At 52.7% G+C, this 24,464-nt stretch carries 20 protein-coding genes, 1 pseudogene and 1 other annotated feature; of the genes and pseudogenes, 10 read left to right on the plus strand and 11 right to left on the minus strand.

Annotated elements, in window-relative coordinates:
* The first annotated feature begins 56 nt into the window (after positions 1–56).
* Positions 57–1,022 (plus strand): acetyl esterase, encoded by a 966-nt coding sequence (aes, locus tag L2097_RS13450; protein WP_250353011.1) that lies wholly within the window; start codon positions 57–59, stop codon positions 1,020–1,022.
* Here aes and hemH read toward each other — a convergent pair.
* The 8 genes from hemH to L2097_RS13490 all read right to left on the minus strand — a co-directional run bounded on the left by hemH (position 1,019) and on the right by L2097_RS13490 (position 9,225).
* The gene (hemH, locus tag L2097_RS13455) at positions 1,019–1,981 is read right to left on the minus strand and encodes a ferrochelatase (protein ID WP_250353012.1); all 963 of its coding nucleotides are present in this window, start codon (positions 1,979–1,981) and stop codon (positions 1,019–1,021) included. The two genes, aes and hemH, sit on opposite strands and share 4 nt — an antisense overlap.
* Before the next feature lie 112 nt (positions 1,982–2,093).
* The gene (gene adk, locus L2097_RS13460) at positions 2,094–2,738 is read right to left on the minus strand and encodes an adenylate kinase (RefSeq protein WP_041852454.1); all 645 of its coding nucleotides are present in this window, start codon (positions 2,736–2,738) and stop codon (positions 2,094–2,096) included.
* Positions 2,739–2,977: 239 nt separating this feature from the next.
* On the minus strand, positions 2,978–4,852 hold the full coding sequence (htpG, locus tag L2097_RS13465; RefSeq protein ID WP_047371540.1) for a molecular chaperone HtpG: 1,875 nt from the start codon (positions 4,850–4,852) through the stop codon (positions 2,978–2,980).
* A gap of 147 nt (positions 4,853–4,999) precedes the next feature.
* Positions 5,000–5,605, minus strand: coding sequence for a recombination mediator RecR (recR, locus tag L2097_RS13470; RefSeq protein WP_047371541.1), 606 nt, complete (start codon positions 5,603–5,605; stop codon positions 5,000–5,002).
* Positions 5,605–5,937, minus strand: a complete 333-nt coding sequence (locus L2097_RS13475) for a YbaB/EbfC family nucleoid-associated protein (protein ID WP_041852682.1) — start codon at positions 5,935–5,937, stop codon at positions 5,605–5,607. The genes recR and L2097_RS13475 overlap by 1 nt, the downstream gene beginning before the upstream one ends.
* Positions 5,938–5,988: 51 nt before the next feature.
* Positions 5,989–7,929 (minus strand): DNA polymerase III subunit gamma/tau, encoded by a 1,941-nt coding sequence (dnaX, locus tag L2097_RS13480; protein ID WP_250353013.1) that lies wholly within the window; start codon positions 7,927–7,929, stop codon positions 5,989–5,991.
* Positions 6,592–6,656, minus strand: a sequence feature (DnaX frameshifting element). Its footprint overlaps the gene before it by 65 nt.
* A gap of 215 nt (positions 7,930–8,144) precedes the next feature.
* Entirely contained in the window at positions 8,145–8,696 is a 552-nt protein-coding gene (gene apt / locus L2097_RS13485; RefSeq protein ID WP_047371543.1) for an adenine phosphoribosyltransferase, read from the minus strand.
* Positions 8,697–8,847: 151 nt separating this feature from the next.
* Positions 8,848–9,225, minus strand: a complete 378-nt coding sequence (locus tag L2097_RS13490) for a DUF454 family protein (protein WP_085006959.1) — start codon at positions 9,223–9,225, stop codon at positions 8,848–8,850.
* A gap of 69 nt (positions 9,226–9,294) precedes the next feature.
* On the opposite strand from L2097_RS13490, the gene priC reads away from it, so the two are divergent.
* Positions 9,295–9,822 (plus strand): primosomal replication protein N'', encoded by a 528-nt coding sequence (gene priC / locus L2097_RS13495; RefSeq protein WP_250353014.1) that lies wholly within the window; start codon positions 9,295–9,297, stop codon positions 9,820–9,822.
* A gap of 14 nt (positions 9,823–9,836) precedes the next feature.
* Positions 9,837–9,989, plus strand: a complete 153-nt coding sequence (rsmS, locus tag L2097_RS13500) for a pleiotropic regulatory protein RsmS (protein WP_071845917.1) — start codon at positions 9,837–9,839, stop codon at positions 9,987–9,989.
* A 191-nt stretch (positions 9,990–10,180) separates the two neighbouring features.
* Here the strand turns inward: rsmS and mscK are convergent, their stop codons facing one another.
* Together mscK and acrR are read right to left on the minus strand one after the other, a co-directional pair.
* Positions 10,181–13,534, minus strand: a complete 3,354-nt coding sequence (gene mscK / locus L2097_RS13505; protein ID WP_250353169.1) for a mechanosensitive channel MscK — start codon at positions 13,532–13,534, stop codon at positions 10,181–10,183.
* A 130-nt stretch (positions 13,535–13,664) separates the two neighbouring features.
* Positions 13,665–14,312: a multidrug efflux transporter transcriptional repressor AcrR gene (gene acrR / locus L2097_RS13510; RefSeq protein WP_250353015.1), complete on the minus strand. Its 648-nt coding sequence runs from the start codon at positions 14,310–14,312 to the stop codon at positions 13,665–13,667.
* A gap of 141 nt (positions 14,313–14,453) precedes the next feature.
* Here acrR and acrA point away from each other — a divergent pair, with 141 nt between their 5' ends.
* From acrA to L2097_RS13545, 7 genes are all read left to right on the plus strand, one after another.
* On the plus strand, positions 14,454–15,653 hold the full coding sequence (acrA, locus tag L2097_RS13515) for a multidrug efflux RND transporter periplasmic adaptor subunit AcrA (protein ID WP_047371547.1): 1,200 nt from the start codon (positions 14,454–14,456) through the stop codon (positions 15,651–15,653).
* A 22-nt stretch (positions 15,654–15,675) separates the two neighbouring features.
* Positions 15,676–18,825 carry a multidrug efflux RND transporter permease subunit AcrB gene (acrB, locus tag L2097_RS13520; protein WP_250353016.1) on the plus strand — a complete coding sequence of 1,050 codons (3,150 nt, stop codon included), beginning with the start codon at positions 15,676–15,678 and terminating at the stop codon, positions 18,823–18,825.
* 517 nt (positions 18,826–19,342) lie between these two features.
* A complete protein-coding gene (gene tomB / locus L2097_RS13525) occupies positions 19,343–19,717 on the plus strand; it encodes an Hha toxicity modulator TomB (RefSeq protein ID WP_250353017.1) in 375 nt (124 codons plus the stop codon).
* A gap of 26 nt (positions 19,718–19,743) precedes the next feature.
* Positions 19,744–19,962, plus strand: coding sequence for a hemolysin expression-modulating protein Hha (gene hha, locus L2097_RS13530; protein ID WP_041852465.1), 219 nt, complete (start codon positions 19,744–19,746; stop codon positions 19,960–19,962).
* Positions 19,963–20,031: 69 nt separating this feature from the next.
* Positions 20,032–20,598, plus strand: coding sequence for a maltose O-acetyltransferase (gene maa / locus L2097_RS13535; protein ID WP_047371549.1), 567 nt, complete (start codon positions 20,032–20,034; stop codon positions 20,596–20,598).
* Between the two features lie 99 nt (positions 20,599–20,697).
* Positions 20,698–21,165, plus strand: a complete 468-nt coding sequence (locus tag L2097_RS13540; protein WP_047371550.1) for a YlaC family protein — start codon at positions 20,698–20,700, stop codon at positions 21,163–21,165.
* Between the two features lie 549 nt (positions 21,166–21,714).
* Positions 21,715–22,923: a fimbrial protein gene (locus L2097_RS13545; RefSeq protein ID WP_250353018.1), complete on the plus strand. Its 1,209-nt coding sequence runs from the start codon at positions 21,715–21,717 to the stop codon at positions 22,921–22,923.
* Positions 22,924–22,969: 46 nt separating this feature from the next.
* Here L2097_RS13545 and pdxR read toward each other — a convergent pair.
* Positions 22,970–24,400 (minus strand): annotated as a pseudogene (gene pdxR / locus L2097_RS13550) (MocR-like pyridoxine biosynthesis transcription factor PdxR); the annotation flags it as partial.
* Positions 24,401–24,464: the final 64 nt, after the last annotated feature.

Below are 24,464 nucleotides of genomic sequence, written 5' to 3' on the forward strand. Positions count from 1 at the left end.
ATCCCGGTTCAGCTCGTGATGCTCCTTACAATGAAGACTGTTTACCGGAGGACATCATGGATAAAGGGAATAAAATACGCGTTCTTGAGCGTATCTCTGCTGAAATGCAGCAAATATTACGTTTTCAACAGGAAAATCCGCCACCGTTACCGGATGGCAATGATTATCCCGCTCTGCGTCGGGCCTATAACGAAGAACGGCGCTACTGGAACGCCGGGGGCCCCGAAATGCCGACCAAAGACGTCGATGTCGCCACGTGCTATGGCTCTGTTCGCACGCGCATCTACGCTTCGGGAGAAAAAGAGTGTCCGGCCACGCTTTTTTATCTTCACGGTGGGGGCTTTGTGCTGGGAAATCTTGATACGCACGATCGCATCATGCGACTGCTGGCTCATTACACACAATGTACGGTGGTCGGGATCGATTACACGCTTTCACCTGAGGCGCGCTTTCCACAAGCCATTGAGGAAGCCGTGGCAGTATGCCAGTTTTATGCACAGCAGGCTGACACCCTGAACCTGAATATGCAGCGTTTCGGGTTCGCAGGAGACTCTGCTGGCGCAATGCTGGCGATAGCGACCGCATTGTGGATACGCGATCACAATATTGACTGCGGGCAAATGACAGCGCTACTGCTCTACTATGGTCTGTATGGTTTACAGGATTCGCGTAGCCGCCGGCTCTATGGCGGCACATGGGATGGCTTAACCCGGAAAGATTTACACGATTACGATCGGGCTTATCTGCGCGATGAACAGGATCGCGAATCGCCTTATTACTGCGTGTTTAACAACGACCTGACGCGGGCTATCCCGCCCTGTTTTATCGCCAGCGCCGAATATGATCCCTTGATAGATGACAGCGAAACCCTCTACGCAATCCTTCAGGAGCATAACGCGCATTGTCATTATCAAATGTATCCGGGAACACTGCACGCGTTTCTGCATTACTCACGCATGATGGAGACCGCAGATCGTGCGCTACGTGACGGCGCACGATTTTTCTGCGAAAACAACCGTTAACGGTAGGGCCGGGTGAGCTGAACCATCATTTCGATATGATCGGGGGAATCATTAAGTGCTGGAATGTATTCATATTTCTCGCCGCCCGCTTCAAGGAAAAACTCGCGGTTCTGCACGGCGATCTCTTCCAGAGTCTCAAGGCAATCGGCGGCAAACCCAGGAGACATGACCTGAATATGTTTTACCCCCTTCTCACCGAGCATTTTCATGGTCTCATCGGTGTAGGGCGTCAGCCAGGGCTCCCGGCCAAAACGAGACTGGAAAGTCATCATCACTTTCTCTGGCGGCAGTTCCAGAGCTGAGACCAGCTCACGCGTGGTGTCCCGGCAGCGCTGCGGGTAATCGTCACCCTCATCCGCATAGCGTTGTGGAATGCCGTGATAAGAGAGCAGCAGCAAGTCGGGTTCGCCATGGCGAGCAAAGGAGGCACGCACGCTATTTGCCAGCGCGTTGATATAAGCAGGGTCATCCGCATAGTCGCGAATAAACGAGATGCCGGGAATATGGCGTTTCGGGGCGAGGATACGCGCCAGTTCGTCCCATACTGCCGCCACCGTTGAACAGGAGTATTGCGGGTAGAGTGGCAGCACGACGATATGTTCAACACCCTGTGACTGTAGCTCTTCCACCGCGCTCGCCAGCGATGGCGAGCCGTAACTCATACCCAGCGCAACGGGAACGTCAGGGAGACGGGCGGCCAGCGCGGCTTGCTGTCTGCGACTGTAGACCATCAGCGGCGAGCCCTCTTCCATCCACACGGACTGATAAAGCTTTGCGACGCGCGGAGAGCGCACAGGCAGAATGACACCGCGTAGCAACGGCCACCACAGTAAACGGGAGGTATCGACGACGCGCTGGTCGCTTAAGAATTGCCGCAAATAGCGCTTAACGGCCTCGGGAGTGGGAGCATCGGGGGTACCAAGATTGGCCAGCAGAATACCTGCTTTCGTCTGACTCATTCGCGCCTCTTAACCATTGAACTGGTTAATGATTGTAACTGAAAAGCGCGTAAACGAAACCAATCACAGCAATTGGAAGATTATCCCCGGCGAACACCGGGGATAAAGGCGATTAGCCGAGGATTTTTTCCAGCTCTGCACGCACGTCAGCCACGGCTTTGGTGCCGTCAACTTTTGCGTATTTGGTGTTACCTGCCTGCGCTTCTTTGGAGTAGTAACCGATCAACGGCGCCGTCATCTGATGATATTCCACCAGACGCTTACGGACAGTTTCTTCCTGGTCATCTTTACGGGTGGTCAGCTCTTCGCCGGTCACATCGTCTTTGCCTTCCACTTTCGGTGGGTTGAATTTAACGTGGTAGACACGACCCGACGCGGCATGCACGCGGCGCCCCACGATACGGTCAACGATCAGCTCATCCGGTACATCAAATTCCAGGACGTAATCGACCTTGATACCCGCTTCTTTCATCGCATCAGCCTGCGGGATAGTGCGTGGGAAGCCATCGAGCAGGAAGCCGTTGCGGCAGTCTTCCTGGGCAATACGCTCTTTCACCAGGGCGATAACCAGTTCGTCAGTCACCAGTTTACCGGCATCCATGATGTCTTTTGCTTGCTTGCCCAGTTCGCTGCCAGATTTCACAGCGGCGCGGAGCATATCGCCCGTGGAGATTTGCGGAATACCGTATTTCTCCATAATGAACTGTGCCTGAGTTCCTTTACCCGCGCCCGGAGCGCCAAGCAGAATAATACGCATTGCGGAAATCCCCTCAAATGTCGATTCAATTTTTCAAAAAAGCGCTAAACGATACCACCAGAATCAATATGGCTCAAGGAAGGCGGCGGGGCTGAAACGGTTAGTGAGAAAGAATGTTTGAAAAGTGCGGCAAGCCCTCTCACTCCGCCCCTCTCCCCGGTGGGAGAAGGGAGAAAAAAAAGCACAACGTCATTCCCTCTCCCCACCGGGGAGAGGGAGAACGTGAGAGGGATGTGAAATTACGACATTAACAATGTATTCAAACGTTTAATAAACAGGTTTGGATCTTCCAGCGTACCGCGTTCCGCAAACAGCGCCTGATCCAACAGCAGTTCAACCCATTCGCCAAACTTCGTCTCGTCCTGGGTATCGGCGGTACGTTTCACCAGCGGATGATCCGGGTTCAGTTCAAAGATGTACTTCACTTCCGGTACGCTCTGGCCCGCAGCGGCAAACAGTTTCGCCATCTGCGTGCTCATTTCGTCGTTATCGGTGGTGACGATCGCCGGGGTATCGGTCAGGCGATGGGTCAGGCGCACCTCTTTTACACGTTCGCCCAGCAGGGTTTTAACGCGATCAACGAACGGCTCCAGCGCTTTTTCCGCTTCTTTGGTGGTTTCATCCACTTCATCAGCCAGTTTATCCAGCGACTCGTCGGCTTTAGATACCGACTGGAACGGCTTGCCGCTGAACTCGGTCAGGTAGCTCATCATCCACTCGTCGATACGATCGGAGAGCAACAGAACTTCGATGCCTTTCTTACGCAGCAATTCCAGATGCGGGCTGCTCTTCGCAGCGGCGTAGCTGTCAGCGGTAATAAAGTAGATTTTCTCCTGCCCTTCTTTCATACGAGAGATATAGTCTTCCAGTGAAACAGTCTGCTCGGAAGAGTCCGTGTGGGTAGAGGCAAAACGCAACAGTTTGGCGATCGCTTCCTGGTTGGCGTTGTCTTCAGCCGGACCTTCTTTCAGCGCCAGACCGAACTGTTTCCAGAAGCTCTGGTATTTTTCAGCGTCATCTTTCGCCAGCTTATCGAGCATCTGCAGGGCGCGTTTGGTCAGTGCGTTACGCAGATTGCGGGTGACGGTGCTGTCCTGCAGAATTTCACGGGAAACGTTCAGCGGCAGATCATTGGAATCTATCAGGCCACGCACGAAGCGCAGGTAGTTCGGCATAAACTGTTCGGCGTCATCCATGATAAAGACACGCTGTACGTACAGTTTCAGGCCATGCTTATGATCGCGGTTCCACATATCCCACGGCGCCTGCGAAGGGATAAACAACAGGCTGGTATACTCTTGCTTGCCTTCCACGCGGTTATGGCTCCAGGCCAGCGGGTCGGTAAAGTCGTGGGCGATATGTTTGTAGAACTCTTTATATTCGTCGTCGCTGATTTCCGACTTGCTGCGGGTCCACAGTGCCTGCGCTTTATTGATTTTTTCCCAGGAGACCACGGTTTCGCCGTCGACGTCTTCCTGCTTTTCAATTTCAACCGGCAGCGCAATATGGTCAGAATATTTACTGATGATCGAGCGCACGCGCCAGTCATTCAGGAAGTCATCCTCGCCTTCGCGCAGATGCAGCGTGATTTCGGTACCACGCTCGGCTTTGTTGATGTCGGCAACGGTGTATTCACCTTCGCCCGCAGATTCCCAGAACACGCCATTATCAGCGCTTTCGCCAGCCGCACGCGTGCGCACGGTAACTTTATCCGCGACGATAAACGCAGAGTAGAAGCCCACCCCGAACTGACCAATCAACTGGCTGTCTTTCGCCTGATCGGAGCCCATCGATTCCAGAAACGCTTTGGTGCCAGACTTGGCAATCGTCCCAAGGTTCTCAATAACCTCGTCGCGGCTCATCCCGATACCGTTATCGGCAATGGTCAGCGTGCGGTTGTCTTTATTAAACGAGACGCGCACACGCAGTTCACCATCACCTTCGTACAGATCCGGTTTGGACAGCGCACGAAAACGCAGTTTGTCCGCCGCATCCGAGGCGTTGGAGATAAGCTCACGCAGGAAGATTTCTTTATTGGAATACAGGGAATGGATCATCAGGTGCAGAAGCTGTTTTACTTCTGACTGGAAACCACGGGTTTCTTGTCCTTTCATGTAAGTCGACCTCAACAATGCCATTAAAAAAGTAATAGCCACCACGCTTCGCGCCGCGAATGTACAGGCTATTGAAATGATGAGGGTGAAATGGGGATTCAGAGGGATTTTTTCAAGCGGAAGCCACGTGTCGCAGCCTCCGTTTGGTCAGAATTTAATCTTGTGGCGACCCGCAAGTGAATGGGACAGCGTGGTACCGTCAACCATTTCCAGCTCACCGCCAACGGGAACGCCATGAGCAATACGGCTGGCTTCCACACCATATTGCGCGCAAAGCTCGGCAATATAGTTGGCGGTTGCCTCACCTTCCACCGTCGGGTTAGTGGCGAGAATCACCTCTTGCAGCGATTCCGCCTGCAGACGCTGCTCCAGCCGATCAAGACCGATATCGTCCGGCCCGATACCATCGAGCGGCGACAGGTGGCCCATCAACACGAAATAGCGTCCGGAAAATTGCCCGGTCTGTTCAATGGCGTAAATGTCCGCAGGACTCTCCACCACACAGATTTGGCCATTTTCCTGACGGCGCGGATTGCTGCAAATATTGCAGACCTCCTGCTCGGTAAAGGTGCGGCAATCGGCGCAGTGGCCAATTTCCGACATGGCGCGAGTCAATGACTGCGCCAGGCGCATTCCACCGCTGCGGTCACGTTGCAATAGCGTAAACGCCATGCGCTGCGCCGATTTCGGGCCGACGCCCGGCAGACAGCGCAACGCTTCCATAAGCTGCGTTAACAGCGGACTGGTCTGCATCAGAACGGCATCTTGAAGCCCGGCGGCAATTGCATACCGGAAGAGACAGACGCCATTTTCTCTTTCTGGGTTTCTTCAATGCGACGCGCAGCATCGTTGAACGCCGCAGCCACCAGATCTTCCAGCATGTCTTTATCGTCTTCCAGCAGACTCGGATCGATCTCAACACGGCGGCAGTTATGCGCACCGTTGATGGTCACTTTCACCAGGCCTGCCCCAGACTCACCAGTCACTTCCAGCTTTGCGATTTCTTCCTGCATCTGCTGCATTTTTTCTTGCATCTGCTGGGCCTGTTTCATCAGGTTACCCAGACCGCCTTTTCCACCAAACATAGGCTCTTCTCTCAGTAAGTCATAGTTAGTTGACAGCAAGCCAGCTTACCATCAAATGGGACGAATACTCTCTTCATCCAGATCCGCATCGAAGAAACGTTGCAGGGTCTGAATGTTGTTATCCGTGATAATCGCCTCGCGCGCCTGCGCGAGTTTCTCTTCATATATGGCCTGACGCCATTCCAGCGGCGTTCGCACCGCAGGATTATCATCTTCAATGATAGTCAATTCAACCGTGTTGCCATGTAATGCCGAAAGCGCATCCGCCAGCGTTTTTTGCGCCGATGGCGAATTCAGGTGGCGCTGAGCAGAACGTAAATGCAGGCAAACCCGGTTCTCATCCTGCTCTTTCCAGGCATTAAGCGCCACCTGCTCAACCAGTTTTGGCAGGGTCAGCCGGCTGATTTCTGCCGCCCAGGCATCACGCGCGAGCGATTCCTCCGCCAGTTTCTTCGACAACTCGGGTGTCTTTTCGTGCTCCAGCGCTTTTTTTAGCGCCTTCGGCGTGGCCACCGTCTCTTTCACCTCTTCGGTGACGGTTGTCGCTTTCCAGCGGTAGGCCTCTTTTTTTACCGCAGCCTCTTCATGCGCAGAAGGTGCCTGACGCGATTGCACGCGCTCGGTAACCGACGCCAGTCTCTCCAGCGCGCTATTGTTCACCGGCCGCACGCGGGCTGCGGCTGCCGGTTCACTCTTTTTTGTTTTGTCCGCTCCCTGAGCGCGCTGCAGTTGGCGACGGGCCGCCAGCACCTGGCTGGTGGCATCAGGCAGGGCAACATCATGCTGCGGTTGCTGTTGCGGCTGCGATGGCGCCGCCTGCACCGGGACCTGCACCGGATTCAGCACCGCCACAGGCGCAGCTGGCGCGAAAGAAAGCTGGGGCGCATCCGGCACTGTTAATGGCTCGCGCGGATGAAACGCCAGCGCGCGCAGCAGGGTCATCTCCATACCCATGCGTCTGTCCGGCGCATACGGCAACTCTTTTCGGCCAATGAGCAGCGTCTGGTAATAGAGCTGCACATCACCAGGCGGCACTATACGCGCCAGTTCCCGCATGCGTTGCTCAATGGGGGCCATATCGCTGCCCAACGCCGCAGGGCTGAGCTGAATCATGGCGATGCGGTGCATCAGCGTTTGCATCTCCACCAGTAAAGCGTCCCATTCGACACCACGGGAGGCAGCCTCATTTACCAGCGCCATCGTCCGTTCGCCGTCGGCCGCCACGACCGCTTCAATCAGCGCCAGTGCCTGATCGTCATTGAGCGTCCCGAGCATGGTGCTCACTACGTGCGCGGTCAGTTGACCATCGCCGCTGGCAATCGCCTGGTCGGTAAGGCTCAGCGCATCACGCAGGCTGCCGTCTGCGGCGCGGGCCAGCAACTGGAGCGCACGCAATTCGTGAGGAATGTTTTCGGCGTCAAGAATGTGTTCAAGCTGCTGGCGGATTTGATCAACGTCCAGCGCTTTAAGATGAAACTGCAGACAACGCGACAGAATCGTCACCGGCAATTTTTGCGGATCGGTGGTCGCCAGCAGGAATTTGACGTGCTCAGGCGGCTCTTCAAGCGTTTTCAACAGCGCGTTAAAGCTGTGGCGCGAGAGCATGTGCACTTCGTCAATAAGGTAGACCTTGAAACGACCGCGCGCGGGGGCGTACTGCACGTTGTCCAGCAGGTCACGGGTATCTTCGACCTTGGTACGGGATGCCGCATCAATTTCGATTAAGTCAACAAAGCGCCCCTGTTCGATTTCCCGACAGCTATCGCACACGCCGCAGGGTGTTGCGGTGACACCCGTCTCACAATTCAGCCCTTTTGCCAGCAGGCGGGCAATAGAGGTTTTACCGACGCCGCGCGTACCGGAAAAGAGGTAGGCATGATGGATGCGTCCTGAGGATAAGCCGTTCGCCAGTGCGGTGAGCACATGCTCCTGGCCGACGACGTCAGCAAAAGTTTGGGGTCGCCATTTACGGGCTAAGACCTGATAACTCATTGGCAGGCTCTGAAACGCTGGAGGTGGATTAATAGGGGGGAATGCTATCACAACCTCACTTAATCAGCGAGGCTGTCTCTTTTGGCAATAATTCGGACGTCGCCGTTGCAGACAGTTTAGTGACGGACAGCGCACTGTAACCGGAACGTACGCAGGGTACGTGAGGATTACGCGCACTGCCCAGTGCTAAAATGACAAATAAGGCAGTCTGATAATTAATGCCCCGGGAATGGCACCAGACTAAAGCAAGTCAGACCCTGTTTTTCCAGACGTTGTTCACCGCCCAGATCGAACAGGTTAATGATGAATGCTGCATCGGTCACTTCGCCGCCTAAACGGCGGATCAGTTTTACCGTCGCTTCGATGGTGCCGCCTGTGGCCAGCAGATCATCGACCACCAGGACTTTATCGCCAGCCTGGATCGCATCAATGTGGATCTCAAGCTGATCGGTACCGTATTCCAGTTCATAGCTTTCCGCGATCGTTTCACGCGGCAGTTTACGCGGCTTACGTACCGGTACAAAGCCAACGCCCAGCCCCAACGCAACCGGTGCGCCGAACAGGAAGCCACGTGCTTCTGTACCTACTACTTTCGTGATCCCGGCGTCTTTGTAGCGTTCAACCAGCAGTTCAATGCTGAGAGCGTACGCTTTCGGGTCTTCCAGCAAACTGGTGACATCACGGAACAGGATGCCCGGTTTCGGATAATCCTGAATGCTTTTGATGCTGTTTTTGAGAAATTCAAGCTGCTGCGCAGTCGCTGTCATGGATTTTTGCCTGATAGAAACGGTGTTACTCACGGCGCATACTGAGGTTTCGCATGTAACCTGCGGTTAACATTTAACCAGTCGCGCCTGTGCTCGAAAACGCTCGAATTTACTGGCAGAACGCGACAATTGCAACTTCCATCGGTGGGCTTTATGGTTTTTGTTGCTTTGCGTCAATCACGGGCAGGCGCCACATAAAAATCAGCAAGCAAGACAAAATGACCAGCAGTAGCCATCGCACCCATATAATCTTCACCAGCCACAGAGAAATCGCGAACGTTATCAGTATTACGGCGATGGCCCGGGGTTTAGCGCCTGGTGGCATCGCCTTATAGGTTTGCCAGTGACGCAAATAGCCGCCAAACCAGGAACGGTACAATAACCACTGGTGAAACCGGGGCGATGAGCGCGCAAAGCACCAGGCGGCCAGCAGGATAAACGGCGTGGTCGGCAGTAAAGGCAAAACGACGCCGAGAGTACCCAGCACTACCGCCAGCCAGCCAATGATGATTAAAATAGTCCGTTTCATAGTGCGAATCATTATCATTGATGAGCGGCTAATGTAGCATAGTCGCCGCCATTTACAGGGGAGAGAATCGTGAGAAGCGCGTTGCTTTTACAGGCTCTGGAACAAAAGCTGGACGAGCTGGCGCGACACATCGCCCCTCAGGTAAAGCACGCTACGGTGAGTCCACGTTTCGACCGTCACCTCTTTCATACACGTCGCACCACCCTGGACGCCTGCCTGCAGGAAGCTCAGCGCAGTCTGAGCGCGCTTCGCCATGCCGTTGACGCACGGCAAATCGAGCAGGTAGCCTGGCTTGCAGAGCATCTGGAGGCGCAAATTGCCGCCCTCAGTCGCGAAGCGGCCTCATGGTCGCTGCGCGAGTGGGATAGCCCCGCGCCCGGTATTCAAAAATGGCAGCGTAAGCGGTTGCAGCATCAGCAATTCGAACAGCGTCTGATAGCGATGAAACATGAGCGGGAAGTGCGTCTGGCAAATGTCGACACCTTCGTCGAACAGCAGCAATTACACAAAGAAATCACTGCACTGGAAGGCAGACTGGGCCGCTGTCGCGAGGCGCTGGAGAATATTGAACGGGTGCTGGCGCGCCTGACACGTTAACCCGAGGAGAATGTATGTCCCTGGAAGATGCACCGGATGAGGTCAAGCTGGCAGTCGATTTGATTATGTTGTTGGAAGAACATGATATTGCGCCCGAAACCGTGCTAAAAGCGCTGGAAATTGTGCAACGGGATTTTGCGCGCAAAGTCAGGGAGAGCGAGGGCTGAGATGGGTATGGCCTGATGCCCTCACCCCGCTCCTCTCCCACGGGAGAAGGAGAAAACCGCTCCCTGCTCGCAGGGAAACATAGCCCGGATAAAGCGTTCACGCCGCATCCGGGAATAATCCCCGGCGGCGCTAACGCTTACCGGGGCGACAGCAAGAGAGGCGTACTGCCCGTCATTCGGGGAGCTCTGAATTAATTCTGTGCCGGCGTCGGATCGTCGCCTTTCAGTTCGCGCATCACTTCTGTGTGCTCGTCACCGCTGGCATTGCGCAAATGCACTTCCAGCTGGTTGAAGGCGATATCGATGTTATTTTCGCGACACAGTCTGTCGATCGTGCGGTTCAGTTCATCCACCGTGTAGCTACGATCGCGCAGTTCACGTACATACAGACGCAGTTCATGATCCAGCGTGCTCGGGCCAAAGGTGGTAAAGAACACCGACGGTTCAGGGTCATGCATCACTTTCGGATGTTCCATCGCCGCCTTCAACAGCACCTCTTTCACCTTGTCCAGATCGGAACCGTACGCGACACCCAGACGGATCACCACGCGAGTGATGGTGTCGGAAAGCGACCAGTTGATCAGACGCTCGGTCACGAACGCTTTGTTGGGAATAATGACCTCTTTGCGGTCAAAATCGGTGATCGTGGTGGCGCGAATACGAATCTTACTTACCGACCCGGAGAAGGTGCCGATGGTAACGGTATCGCCGATGCGTACCGGACGTTCGAATAGAATGATTAAGCCGGAGACAAAGTTACCGAAGATTTCCTGTAAGCCGAAACCTAAACCAACCGACAGAGCGGCCGCCAGCCATTGTAGTTTGTCCCATGAGACACCCAACGACCCAAACACTGTCATCGCGCCAACGGCAATGATGACATAGTTCAGAATAGTGGTAATGGCGTAGGACGCCCCCTGGCGCATGTTCAACCGCGAGAGAACGATAACCTCAAGCAAACCAGGCAAGTTACGAATCAACGCCCAGGCCACCACCGTGGCAATCAATGCAAACAGCATGCTCCCCATGGTCACGCTTTTTACTGCGGCGACGCCGGCTTCCATACCGTTGTAGTGCCACAGAACAACGCTGTCCAGATAGGCGAAAACGGTAATTAAATCTGACCAAATCGCCCAAAACGCCACGCCAAAGAGGGCGATCATCACCAACATGGTAATACGCAGTGTTTGCTGGTTAACCTGCTCCAGGGCAATCCCGGGCTCTTCCTGCGGCTCGGCCCCTTCGGCCCCTTCTTTTATCAGGTTCTGGCGACGGGCAAGTGCACGGCGGTAAGCAATACGGCGCGCCGCAACGCTGAGGCCGCGCAGCACGGTCTGGTACAGGAGATTCCAGATGATCACCAGATAGACGGTTTCAATCCAGCGTCCGGCCAGACGCAACGTCGTGTAGAAATACCCCGTGGCGGTCAGAACCATCAACGCCACCGGAACGATGGCCAGCACAGTTATGGTGATAAGTCGTATGCCATGAGACTCTTTGTCTCGCCAGCTTTCGCGGAACATCGGCCAGACCAGGCCCGTAATGAGCAGCAGGTTAAGCAGAATAACCGTTTGCCCCAGAACATCGTCCATCAAATGCAACGGCGAAAGTTCGGAGACCACAGACCAGAAATGCAGCGGCAGCAGCGCAAGACTGATACGGACGATCTGGCGACGCCAGTGGCTGGTGAGTTGCGCCGGCATATTAAAGTGGTTCACCGCCACGCCATCTTTTTCCAGCACTTTCCAGCACAGCCCGAAGACCAGCCAGAAGAGGGTCAGTTTTTTACTGAACGCCCACAAAAGCTCACTGATATTAAGCTGCATGGTGAGCAAAATGAGACCGACCGCCAGAATAATCAGGCACACCGGTAGCGCACGAATCAGGTCGATGAGAATCGCTTTCGGCGTATGTAACTGGCTGTCATTACGTAGCTGACCAACCTGAGCCGCAAGACGCGCCTGATAGCTGCGCAACCAGCTCAGACGCCAGCGAATCAAGCCGGCAATCAGTAACAGCGGCAAACCGGTGAGGAACGCAATCGCCACAGCAGGCCAGGCTTTTTCCCAGTTCCCGGTGATTTTCATTTTACTTATCTGGTCTTTCAGCGCCTGTGGGAAAGATTTCACCCAGTCCCAGTCCATAGGCTTATTGCTGTTTACCCAGAAAATTTGCTGTGTGAGGATCTCCTGAAGACTTTTCGAGACGCTCATCAGTTGCTGCTGGTTAACCTGCAGGTTTATCGCCATCATCAACTGATTACCCAACTGCTTATTCAGTTGATCGAGCAATTCACGACGCATGTCCACGACCTGTAACAGGGCGTCATGCACTTCGTCGTTGACCTCACTCGAATGCCCCTCTTCCAGTTTTGCCACGAACGCATCGCTCTGGAAAAGGGCATCACGCTGCTGATTGACCTCAAACTGTTCCAGACGCAGGTCCGCAATGCGGTTGGTCATGTCTTCAAGCTCATCAGCGGAAGGGAGCGTTTGTTGTTGCTGATAAAGGATGCGCGACAGCAGCAAGCTGCCTTTAAGCACCGAAATCTGCTCCTTCACATTGCGCTCAGACTGCAGCGCACGGTCAAGCCAGTTTTTCACTTTAATGTTTTGCTGCACCAGCGAGTTACCGTTTTCCGTCGCGGTAATGAGCTTCTGGCTAAGCTGGTGGTTAACGTCCAGTTCCTGCTTCACTAACGGCATCGCCTGGATTCGCGCGGTTTCATCCGGCGTTACGGCTTCCTGGGCGGTTTTTTCTGTCAGCGTCAATCGCTTATTATTGACAGCTTCTTGCAACAGTTGCAGTTGATGTTCAAGACGATTGCTGTTCGCAGTGGTGTAATCGCGCTGTTTCTGCAGCGTGTCCTGCAATGTGGTATTCCCTTCGAGACTCTTACGCAACTGTTCGATTTGCGCATTCAGCAATGCCTGTTGAGCAAGTAAAAGCGTCTGCTGTGTCGGACGCAGCGCCCCCTCACCTGCCGCCGTGCCATTAAGACGATTGCGGATTTGCTGTAACTGCTGCGAAGCGGTGTACATGGAACTCTGCACACGTTCCGGCTGCGTCTGCAATGAAACTAACTGACTGTTATAATTAGATAAATCGTTCTGAGCCGTTTGTAAATCGTCCAGCAATTGTGCCACGCGCGACTCAAGCTGGCGCAGAGATAGCGTTGCCAGCGTTTTACGCGTTTCATCGTCGTTATCTTTATCGCTGAGCGCATTGAGGGCATCAGTCGCCTGGCGCAGTTTGTCCGGCGCCTGGGTGATTTTCTGTTTTAAGAGCGCAGTTTCCTGCTTAACCCGTTCGATTTTGTCCAGAACATCCAGGGTTTCTGTTAAATCCTGAATAACCAGTTTATCCGTAGCGGTGGGATCTTTTTGCTTATTCAGAGCGTCGAGTTGACTCTGGACATCGGAGCGAGCGGGTAATTCGTTGTTTGCCGGGGCCGCGAAAGCGCTGCCCGTAATGAAGGCAAAGACAAAAAACAGCGCGGCAGCCAAAACCGGGAGCGCACTTCTTGAACGTGTGGATTGCAGCATCATTTGCGTGATTAATCTGTGAACAGGAAAGATGGCCGAAGCTAGCCACACGCGAAGGATATCACGCCGACAAGTTACAACCTAGTAACGTAATGTTAGCAGTCACTTTTTCCGCAAAATCTGACCGGGCTTACACCCCTGACGTTTGATTATGCAGCGTTGGACAAAACTGGCACATCTCCAGTAATATCGCTACATAATCGCGGGCTTCTTTCTTTAAATCAAACGATTGGGGGGAGAAAAGCCAGTTCTCCATCACGCCGGAAATATAGGCACGCATCAAAACTGCCGTCCGGCGGGTGAGTAAGCTCTCAGGGAGTAATTTAGCTTTAATACACTCATTAAGTGTATGCTCAATGCGATCGTAGCTCTCCAGGCACAAATTACGCTGCGCCTCTTGCAAGACCGCCATTTCGCCAACAAACTCACATTTGTGAAAAATGATTTCCATCATGAGTCGGCGACGCTCTTCGACCACGGTTGCTTCGAGGATATAGACCAGGATTTCCCTTAAAACTGACAGTGGATCGTCGGGGAATTTTGCCCGATACTCAGTTTCGAGATCGCTGATGCTGGCTTCTGATAGCTCCCAGATCTCACTGAATAAATCCGACTTATTTTTGAAGTGCCAGTAAATCGCACCGCGGGTCACCCCCGCTGCCTGTGCAATATCTGCCAGTGAGGTTGCTGATACGCCCTGCCGGGAGAACAAACGCAAGGCCACATCAAGGATGTGCTGGCGTGTCTCTTGTGCCTGCTGTTTGGTTTTTCGTGCCATATGTTGGTGAATTGACAGGAGTCAGATTTACATACATTTATGAATGTTTGTACCATAGCATGACGATAATATAAACGCAGCAATGGGTTTGGGACATTTGATCCATTGATCAATTTGAAATCGGACACTCGAGGTTTACATATGAACAAAAACAGAGGGTTAACGCCTCTGGCGGTCGTTCTGATGCTTTCAGGCAGCTTAGCGCTTACAGGATGTGATGAAAAACCCGCTCAACAGGGCGGCGCTGCGGGCCAGGCGCCAGAAGTTGGCGTCGTCACGCTAAAAACAGAACCTCTGCAGATCACAACCGAACTTCCAGGCAGAACCAGCGCGTTTCGCGTTGCGGAAGTCCGTCCTCAGGTCAGTGGCATTATTTTAAAACGCAACTTCACAGAAGGTAGTGATATAGAAGCGGGTGTCTCGCTTTATCAGATTGATCCGGCCACCTATCAGGCGTCTTATGAAAGCGCGAAAGGCGATCTGGCAAAAGCACAGGCTGCGGCAAACATCGCGCGCATGACCGCGTCTCGTTATCAGAAATTGTTGGGCACTAAGTACATCAGCCAACAGGATTATGATACAGCTCAGGCTGACGCACAGCAGGCAGATGCCGCTGTCGTTGCGGCAAAAGCTGCGGTTGAAACCGCGCGTATCAACCTTGCCTATACCAAAGTCACCTCTCCAATCAGCGGACGTATCGGTAAATCGTCCGTGACTGAAGGTGCACTGGTGCAAACCGGGCAAGCAACCGCTCTGGCTACCGTTCAGCAGCTTGACCCCATCTACGTCGATGTGACTCAGTCCAGCAACGACTACCTGCGACTGAAACAGGAGCTGGCGAACGGCACGCTGAAACAGGAAAACGGTAAAGCGAAAGTTGAGCTGGTGACCAACGACGGCGTGAAATACCCGCAGACCGGCACACTGGAGTTTTCTGACGTCACCGTTGATCAAACTACCGGTTCTATCACATTGCGCGCGATTTTCCCGAACCCGGATATGACGCTGCTGCCAGGTCTGTTCGTGCGCGCGAAACTCGAAGAAGGGACCAATCCGAATGCACTGCTGGTTCCGCAACAGGGTGTGACCCGTACCCCACGTGGTGACGCTACCGCGATGGTCGTGGGTGAAGGCGATAAAGTCGAAATCCGTAAACTCACCGCAACACAGGCCATTGGCGATAAATGGCTGGTGACAGATGGCCTGAAAGCAGGCGATCGCGTGATTGTGACAGGCCTTCAAAAAGTAAGACCCGGTGCGCAGGTAAAAGCACAGGAAGTGACCGCTGAGAATAAAGAGCAAGCCCCGGCCGGCGCGCAGTCACAGCAGTCTAAGTCTTAACTTAAACAGGAGCCGTTAAGACATGCCAAATTTCTTTATTGATCGCCCCATATTTGCCTGGGTGATCGCCATAATCATCATGCTTGCGGGGGGACTGGCGATCCTGACGCTGCCAGTTGCGCAATATCCGACGATTGCGCCGCCGGCAATTCAGATCAGTGCGTCCTATCCCGGTGCTGATGCAAAAACGGTGCAGGATACCGTTACGCAGGTTATCGAACAGAACATGAACGGTATCGATGGCCTGCTGTATATGTCCTCCACCAGTGACTCCTCAGGTACGGTACAGATCACTATCACCTTTGATTCTGGTACCGATGCGGATATCGCCCAGGTACAGGTGCAGAACAAACTGCAGCTGGCAATGCCATTACTGCCGCAGGAAGTTCAGCAGCAGGGTGTGAGCGTTGAGAAGTCGTCCAGTAGCTTCCTGATGGTTCTCGGTATGATCAGTACCGATGGTTCCATGACGCAGGAAGATATTGCCGACTATGTGGGTGCTACCATAAAAGACCCGGTTAGCCGTACGAAGGGTGTGGGTGACGTACAGTTGTTCGGTGCGCAGTATGCAATGCGTATCTGGATGGACCCGAATAAACTGAATAATTTCCAGTTGACTCCTGTCGATGTTATTACGGCCATTAAAGCGCAGAACGCCCAGGTCGCGGCAGGCCAGTTAGGTGGGACGCCGCCGGTGAAAGGCCAGCAGTTGAACGCCTCTATCATCGCACAGACACGTCTGACCTCAACGGAAGAGTTCGGTAAGATACTGCTGAAAGTTAACCAGGATGGGTCGCAGGTTCGTCTGCGTGACGTGGCGAAAATTGAGCTGGGCGGCGAAAACTACGACGTTATCGCCCGCTACAACGGTCAACCCGCATCTGGTCTTGGTATCAAGCTGGCAACCGGTGCGAATGCGCTGGATACTGCGAACGCAGTGCGTGCCACTATCGCCAAACTGGAACCGTTCTTCCCGCACGGGCTGAAAGTGGTTTATCCGTACGATACCACCCCATTCGTTAAGATCTCCATTAACGAAGTGGTGAAAACGCTGGTTGAAGCGATCGTGCTGGTATTCCTGGTAATGTATCTGTTCCTGCAGAACTTCCGCGCAACGTTGATTCCGACCATCGCGGTACCCGTCGTACTGTTGGGCACCTTCGCCATACTCTCAGCATTTGGTTATTCGATAAACACCCTCACCATGTTTGGTATGGTGCTGGCGATAGGCCTGTTGGTGGATGACGCCATCGTCGTGGTAGAGAACGTTGAGCGTGTCATGTCCGAAGAGGGCTTGCCGCCAAAAGAAGCCACGCGTAAGTCCATGGGCCAGATTCAGGGCGCGTTGGTCGGTATCGCGATGGTTCTGTCGGCGGTATTTATTCCGATGGCCTTCTTCGGTGGTTCGACCGGCGCGATTTACCGTCAGTTCTCTATTACCATTGTTTCGGCAATGGCGCTCTCGGTACTGGTAGCATTAATCCTGACGCCAGCGCTCTGTGCGACCATGCTTAAACCGATTGCCAAAGGCGATCATGGTGAAGGCAAGAAGGGCTTCTTTGGCTGGTTTAACCGCGTATTTGATAAGAGCACGCACCACTACACCGACAGCGTAGGCAATATTCTGCGCAGTACGGGTCGTTACCTGCTGCTCTACATTCTTATCGTGATTGGCATGGCCATCCTGTTCGTTCGTCTGCCCAGTTCGTTCCTGCCCGATGAAGACCAGGGTGTGTTCCTGACCATGGCGCAACTTCCGGCGGGTGCGACGCAAGAGCGTACGCAGAAAGTGCTGGATGAGGTGACCAAATACTATCTGGAAACCGAAAAAGATAACGTGAACTCTGTGTTTACCGTTAACGGCTTCGGCTTCTCCGGGCGTGGTCAGAACACCGGTCTGGCATTCGTGTCGCTGAAAAACTGGGATGAACGTCCGGGCGAGAAAAACAAAGTGCCGGCGATCGCAGGTCGTGCAAGCGCGCACTTCTCGCAAATTAAAGATGCGATGGTGTTCGCCTTTAACCTGCCAGCAATCGTTGAACTGGGTACAGCGACGGGCTTTGACTTCCAGCTGATTGACCAGGCGAACCTGGGCCATGACAAGCTGATGCAGGCACGTAACCAGTTGTTCGGAGAAATTGCACAGCATCCGGATCTGCTGGTCGGCGTGCGCCCGAACGGTCTGGAAGATACGCCACAGTTCAAAATCAATATCGACCAGGAAAAAGCACAGGCGTTGGGCGTCTCGTTAAGTGACATCAATACCACGCTTGGCGCGGCATGGGGCGGTAGCTACGTTAACGACTTCATCGACCGTGGCCGTGTGAAGAAAGTGTACGTCATGTCCGACGCGAAATACCGTATGTTACCGAGCGATATTGGTAACTGGTATGTCCGTGGTTCAAGCGGCTCGATGGTGCCTTTCTCCGCGTTTGCGACATCGCACTGGGAGTATGGCTCTCCGCGTCTGGAACGCTATAACGGCTTGCCATCCATGGAAATCCTCGGCCAGGCTGCTCCGGGTAAAAGTACCGGTGAAGCCATGGCGATGATGGAACAACTGGCCAGTAAACTGCCGACGGGTATTGGCTATGACTGGACGGGCATGTCTTACCAGGAACGTCTGTCAGGTAACCAGGCGCCTGCACTGTACGCCATCTCTCTGATTGTGGTGTTCCTGTGCCTGGCAGCGCTGTACGAGAGCTGGTCGATTCCGTTCTCCGTTATGCTGGTGGTCCCGCTCGGGGTGGTCGGTGCGCTGCTGGCCGCGACCTTACGCGGTCTGACCAACGACGTTTACTTCCAGGTAGGCCTGCTGACAACCATTGGCTTGTCGGCGAAGAACGCGATACTTATCGTCGAATTCGCCAAAGATCTGATGGATAAAGAAGGCAAAGGTCTTATTGAAGCCACCCTGGAAGCGGTACGTATGCGTCTGCGTCCAATCCTGATGACGTCACTGGCGTTTATCCTTGGGGTTCTGCCGCTGGTTATCAGTACGGGCGCAGGCTCCGGTGCGCAAAACGCCGTAGGTACCGGTGTAATGGGCGGTATGATTACCGCAACGGTACTGGCGATATTCTTCGTTCCTGTGTTCTTTGTGGTGGTACGCCGCCGCTTTAGCCGCAGAAGTGAGGATGTTGAGCACGCTCATAAGGTTGAGCAACACTGATAGTGATGAATGAAAAGGCCGCGAAAGCGGCCTTTTTCATATTCCCTTCTCTGATCATTAAAACTCCGTATTGTCACTTTGTTTATTTTGTGCAGCCGTAATAACGCACAGAATTAATACGCCATTAAGTGCGCATCTTATATACTTAGGTAAAATTCTTAATTATCTGGTACAATCAGTTTAAGTAAGAATATTCCTGGTAATTAGCGTTTTTGGAATATTTAATAACCTTAAATATACAACAATGCCCCTAACTCAATGAAGAATAAGGGAACTTACTGTTTTCGCACAAAAATTCTCGCATAAAAGAGGGAAATAAACGGGGGTGATTTCTCCATTTTTGACGAGCAAAACGCGATAATTGTAATTTTTCGTAATAGGCCAATGAAATCTTTTTAAGACTGGCTTATAGTTAAATCAATGAGGAAAAGCAGCATATGCTGCTGGTCAGATCAGACGTTTCCACCCCGGAGCAGTGTTCAGTGAGTAAAAAAAGCGACTCAGAAGGGGATGTGTTATGGACGAATACTCGCCAAAAAGGCATGATATCGCGCAGCTTAAATTTCTCTGCGAAACGTTGTACCATGATTGCCTCCTGAATCTTGAAGAAAGCCATCATGGATGGGTTAACGATCCTACTTCGGCAATCAATTTGCAGTTAAATGAGTTGATTGAACATATAGCAACCTTCGCACTTAATTATAAAATTAAGTATAATGAAGATAATAAACTGATTGAGCAGATAGACGAATACCTTGATGATACGTTTATGCTGTTCAGTAGTTACGGTATCAACACACTAGACTTGCAGAAATGGCGTAAATCGGGAAACCGATTGTTCCGTTGTTTCGTCAATGTGAGCAAGGCTAACCCTGTTAGCCACTCCTGTTAAATATTTCAACCAGTAAAGGTAAAATCATGTCTGATAAGCCATTAACCAAAATTGATTATTTGATGCGATTACGACGTTGTCAGACAATTGACACACTCGAACGCGTCATTGAAAAAAATAAATATGAACTGCCCGACCATGAGCTTACGGTGTTTTATTCAGCAGCCGATCATCGTCTGGCTGAACTAACCATGAATAAACTGTATGACAAAATCCCTCCTTCTGTGTGGAAATTTGTACGTTAAGTCTTCCCGATGTTTATTTATGGTTTTCATTTTTCTATCCAGCGGCATTAGCAGGCGCATGTTATCTTCATGAGCGAAGAAAAACGTAAAATGATTTCCGGCTTACCGTATCGACCTGCGGACGATACGCTACGAGCTGACCGCATGCATGCCAGAGAGCTGATTCATCGGTATAACCATTCCGCCCCTGACGAAAAAGCAGAACGCGCTGCGATTCTTGCTACATTACTTGGCCAAAGTTCCGGCGCATATATTGAACCAAACTTTCGCTGTGACTATGGCTACAATATTTTTCTGGGTAAGGAATTTTACGCCAATTTCGATTGCGTCATGCTGGATGTTTGCCCCATCCATATTGGCGACAATTGTATGTTAGCGCCAGGTGTACATATCTATACGGCAACACATCCGCTGGAAGCCAACGCGCGCAATAGCGGTCTCGAATACGGTAAACCGGTTCGCATTGGTAATAACGTCTGGATTGGTGGACGTGCGGTAATCAATCCAGGCGTGACTATTGGCGATAATGCGGTTATTGCCTCCGGCGCGGTGGTCGTAAAAGACGTTCCGCCGAATGTGGTCGTCGGCGGCAACCCCGCCCGAGTTATCAAAGCCATTCCGGGTGAAGCAATTTAACTGTTATCTTTTTTTGTCGATAAACTGTTACTTTTTTCATACAAAATGGCAACTTAAAATACGCTCTAATCGGCATATCCCCAAAGACGAAGGCGTGAGATGACAGAGATCCAGCGGCTGCTCAGCGAAACAATCGACGACATTAATCAGCGTGAAAAGCGAGACAACCGTCCGCGCTTTAGCATTAGTTTTATTCGCAAACATCCTGGCCTGTTTGTCGGCATGTATATTGCCTGGCTCGCCACGCTTGCTGTCATGCTGCAATCAGAAACGCTGGTAGACTCCGTGTGGCTGCTGGTGGTGCTGTTCGTCTTGTTGAACGGCTTCTTTTTCTTCGATGTCTATCCACGCTATCACTACGAAGATATCGATGTCCTCGATTTTCGCGTCTGTTATAACGGCGAATGGTACAACACACGCTTTGTCCCCCAGGAGCTTATCAGCGCCATCCTTACCTCTCCTGCGGTCGATACTGCGCGTAAGACACAGCTCCAGCAGATGCTATCCCGCAAGGGAGAACTCTCTTTCTATGACGTATTTACCCTTACCCGTTCTGAGACCGCGTAATCAGCCGCGCCAGCGTGCGTATCCCTCCGGGGAACAGGCTGGCGTTGTAGTAACAGTGAATTGGTGGTGGGCCTGCCGGGTGCCGGATTCTCCATCAATGCCGCACGAAAGCATTGTCTAAGCACACATGACCTTAACGTCTCGTTATGTATTGCTCCCTCTGGCACAGCGCACTATAAAAAACTATATTATTTTGTATCATAATGAATTAATTGAATTTTATTGATAAGCTGGTTGAGTCGTGTTAGCTTAGGCGAAACGGGTGCCAGACCGCGTGTTCTTTCTGAGAATCTGGCCCACACGCTGGCAGAGACCCTTTATTCAGGCGCATAATTCCGGCTCTTATAAACTCACCGAGGTGATGAATTAGTATTCATCATTAAATATTTATATTATTTAAATTTATAAAACAAACGCACACATACAGAATAATAATCTGTAGAATGAATAACAATCAGTAAGTAATTTTAGAGGGGATATTTAATATCTTTTCTTGCGGAACTATTGTACGGTGATTGACGGGAATGGTTTGGCAACAGGGATGATATTATGCGACGCTATTTTTATCTTTTACTGACGGTTATTATCTTTTATGGCATCTCGCCTGCGATCTACGCGATGACGGTAACCTGCACTGGCCCGGAGAAGAATAGTACATTAACCCTTCCCCCAGTCAATGTGGTGCTGGGAAGCAACATCCCGGACTACACGCCGCTGTATGCCATTCGACGATCTTATAATGAGCTTGCTGACCTTCGCTGCACTCCAGGTACCCGGCAGATCAGATTAGCATTGACGCTAAACGGCACCTCCTCAGCGTATAAATTACCGAACGAGCCGAGCTATGATGGTTTCACGCATAAAATCTACCCGACGGATATTCCGGGATTGGGTATTTCTGTTATTACCGACGAAACATCACCGGGTGTGCAGTATGTACCGGTACCCGCATGGCCTGATTTTGCGTATTCCTATACGAGTGCTGTAAGTTCGCAAACTGCATATGGCAACTGGTTCAGTCTTTATTTGTGGAAGATACCCGGTACCCTTCCCGCCGGATCGCTCGCCTTTACCGGACCAACGGTAGAATTTTTAGTCTCTCCGAATAGTGGTGATGTACTCTCTTCCTCATCAATGGAGGCAAAAGGCACCAACCTCGTCTGGGCGAGTATGGCGACAAAAGGGTCTGCAAATTTAATCCGTGGTACGTGCAATATTGTCGGCGGAAGTAAAATCGTTCAGATGGGAACCTATGATGGTTTGGGGGGAAAATCGGCTTGGGTGGATTCCAGTTTTAAACTGGACTGCCCGAATGCGGCGGGTTATGGCGGCGGCTCAAGCACAACTTTAGCATACTTTTCTAACGTCCCCGCTCCCGTGGCAAACAATCGACAAAATGGTCCGATCCGCATACAGATTCATCCCCGTACAGGCATTGTCTCTGACGTCGGCACCCCCGCAGGCACGATTGAACTGGATGGAACAGGGGCAACAGGCTACGGCATCCAGTTGGCCTGGGGTGACAATTCAACACTTGGGGCAGGAACGCCAGCCAGTCCAGTGATGTTTGACACCTGGATACGCGCCAACACGCTCAACCCGGCAGCATACCGATCCACGGCCTATCCCATTAACGGTGCGGCCATTACCGGCGATGGCACCCTCAAAATGGCAGCGCGCTACGTGCGTATTCCTGGCCGAGCTATTTCCGGCGGTCCTGCTAACGCCTCGGTGGAAGTGATCGCCAGTTACGAGTAAAACCCGAACTCAAGGGAGCGGGAGAATCAACACGCCCGACCTTACACTGTGTAATCAGTCGCGCCAGCGTTCGCACACTACCGGGAAACAGGCTTGCAGAAGTATTGCCATAGCCGAGAACCAGGCCACTCGATGCCGCTGTTGGCTGTAAGTAAAAACGGCTTAATGCATGAGGCGCAAGACCAAACGCGCGCGCCTCACGCACAACGTCCAGGTCGTTGATTCCCGGCACCGAAAGCGTCAAATGCAGCCCACCGTCGCCACCCAATACCCGATGTTCGATGCTCAGCGCCGTCTGTAACGCCTCACGTAATTGCACCTGTCGCTTCCGGTACAACCGACGCATCGCTGCGAGATGGCGCGCATAGTGACCATCCTCAATAAAATGCGCCAGAGTCAGTTGTTCGCTACGATGCCCGCCACGCAGCAGACTATTAATAACCGGTGCCGCCGCGTGCGCCAGCGCAGGAGGCATCACCATAAAACCAATACGTAACGACGGAAAGAGCGTCTTGCTAAATGTTCCCAGGTAAACCACCGGTGGGTCAGGAGTCATACCCAGCATGGCAGGCACCGGATCGCCGAGATAGCGAAACTCGCTGTCATAGTCATCTTCGATGATCCAACTTCCGGCGCGTATAGCCGCGTCCAGAATCTGCAAACGTCGGGCAGCACTCATTACATAACCCAGCGGATATTGATGCGAAGGCGAGGTATAAATAATGCGCGGCGGCGTTTCCAATGCAGCCAACGTCATTCCCTCTTCATCAACCGGGATCCCCTTCACGTGCAATCCTGCGGCAAGAAAAGCGCTTTTCGCACCATTGTAGCCCGGCTCCTCTACCCAGGCACGGCTTCCCGGATCGCAGAGAAGATGAATGCATAACATCAGTGCATCCTGCGCCCCTTCGGTAATAACAATTTGTTCGGCTTCACAATGAATGCCTCTGGCCAGCGCGAGATGTCGGGCGATAGCCGCACGCAATCGTCGCTCTCCGCCTGACTCGCCATACCCCAGCAGCGCACTCCCCTCATTGCGCCAGACGCGCTCATTCAGCCTACGCCAGGTGGTCATGGGAAAGTAGTTCACTGCAGGTAGACCCGGGGTAAAGGCAAGTGCCGGAGAGTTTCGCGTCACCCCCTGCGGCAGGGTCCGCACCCGCTGTGCAAGGGAAACGACTGACGTGTTACCTACAACAGGCGCACTGGCCAATGTCGATACCCGCGTGCCCTGCCGTTCCCGCTGCACAAAGCCTTCAATAGCGAGTTGTTCCAGCGCGGCGTTAACGGTATTTCGGGAAACGGCGAGTGTTTTTGCCAGCACGCGTGAGCCTGGAAGCAGCGAATGTGCTTTTAACGTTCCATTGAGGATGGCATCCCGCAGTGCCACGTATAACGCCCGCTGACGCGTCAATCCGTCGCGTTGTGCCAGCGCCGGGCGCAGCAACGCCTGTAAAGCGTCCTCGGGAATATTCATCGCATCGCTCCTTCGTGGTCCCATAAAAATATAGCCTGATGGTACTTCTTATGGAACCAGTGAA

Origin of the sequence: Citrobacter sp. MNAZ 1397 (genome assembly GCF_023613995.1) — a bacterium.
Lineage (GTDB): Bacteria > Pseudomonadota > Gammaproteobacteria > Enterobacterales > Enterobacteriaceae > Phytobacter > Phytobacter ursingii.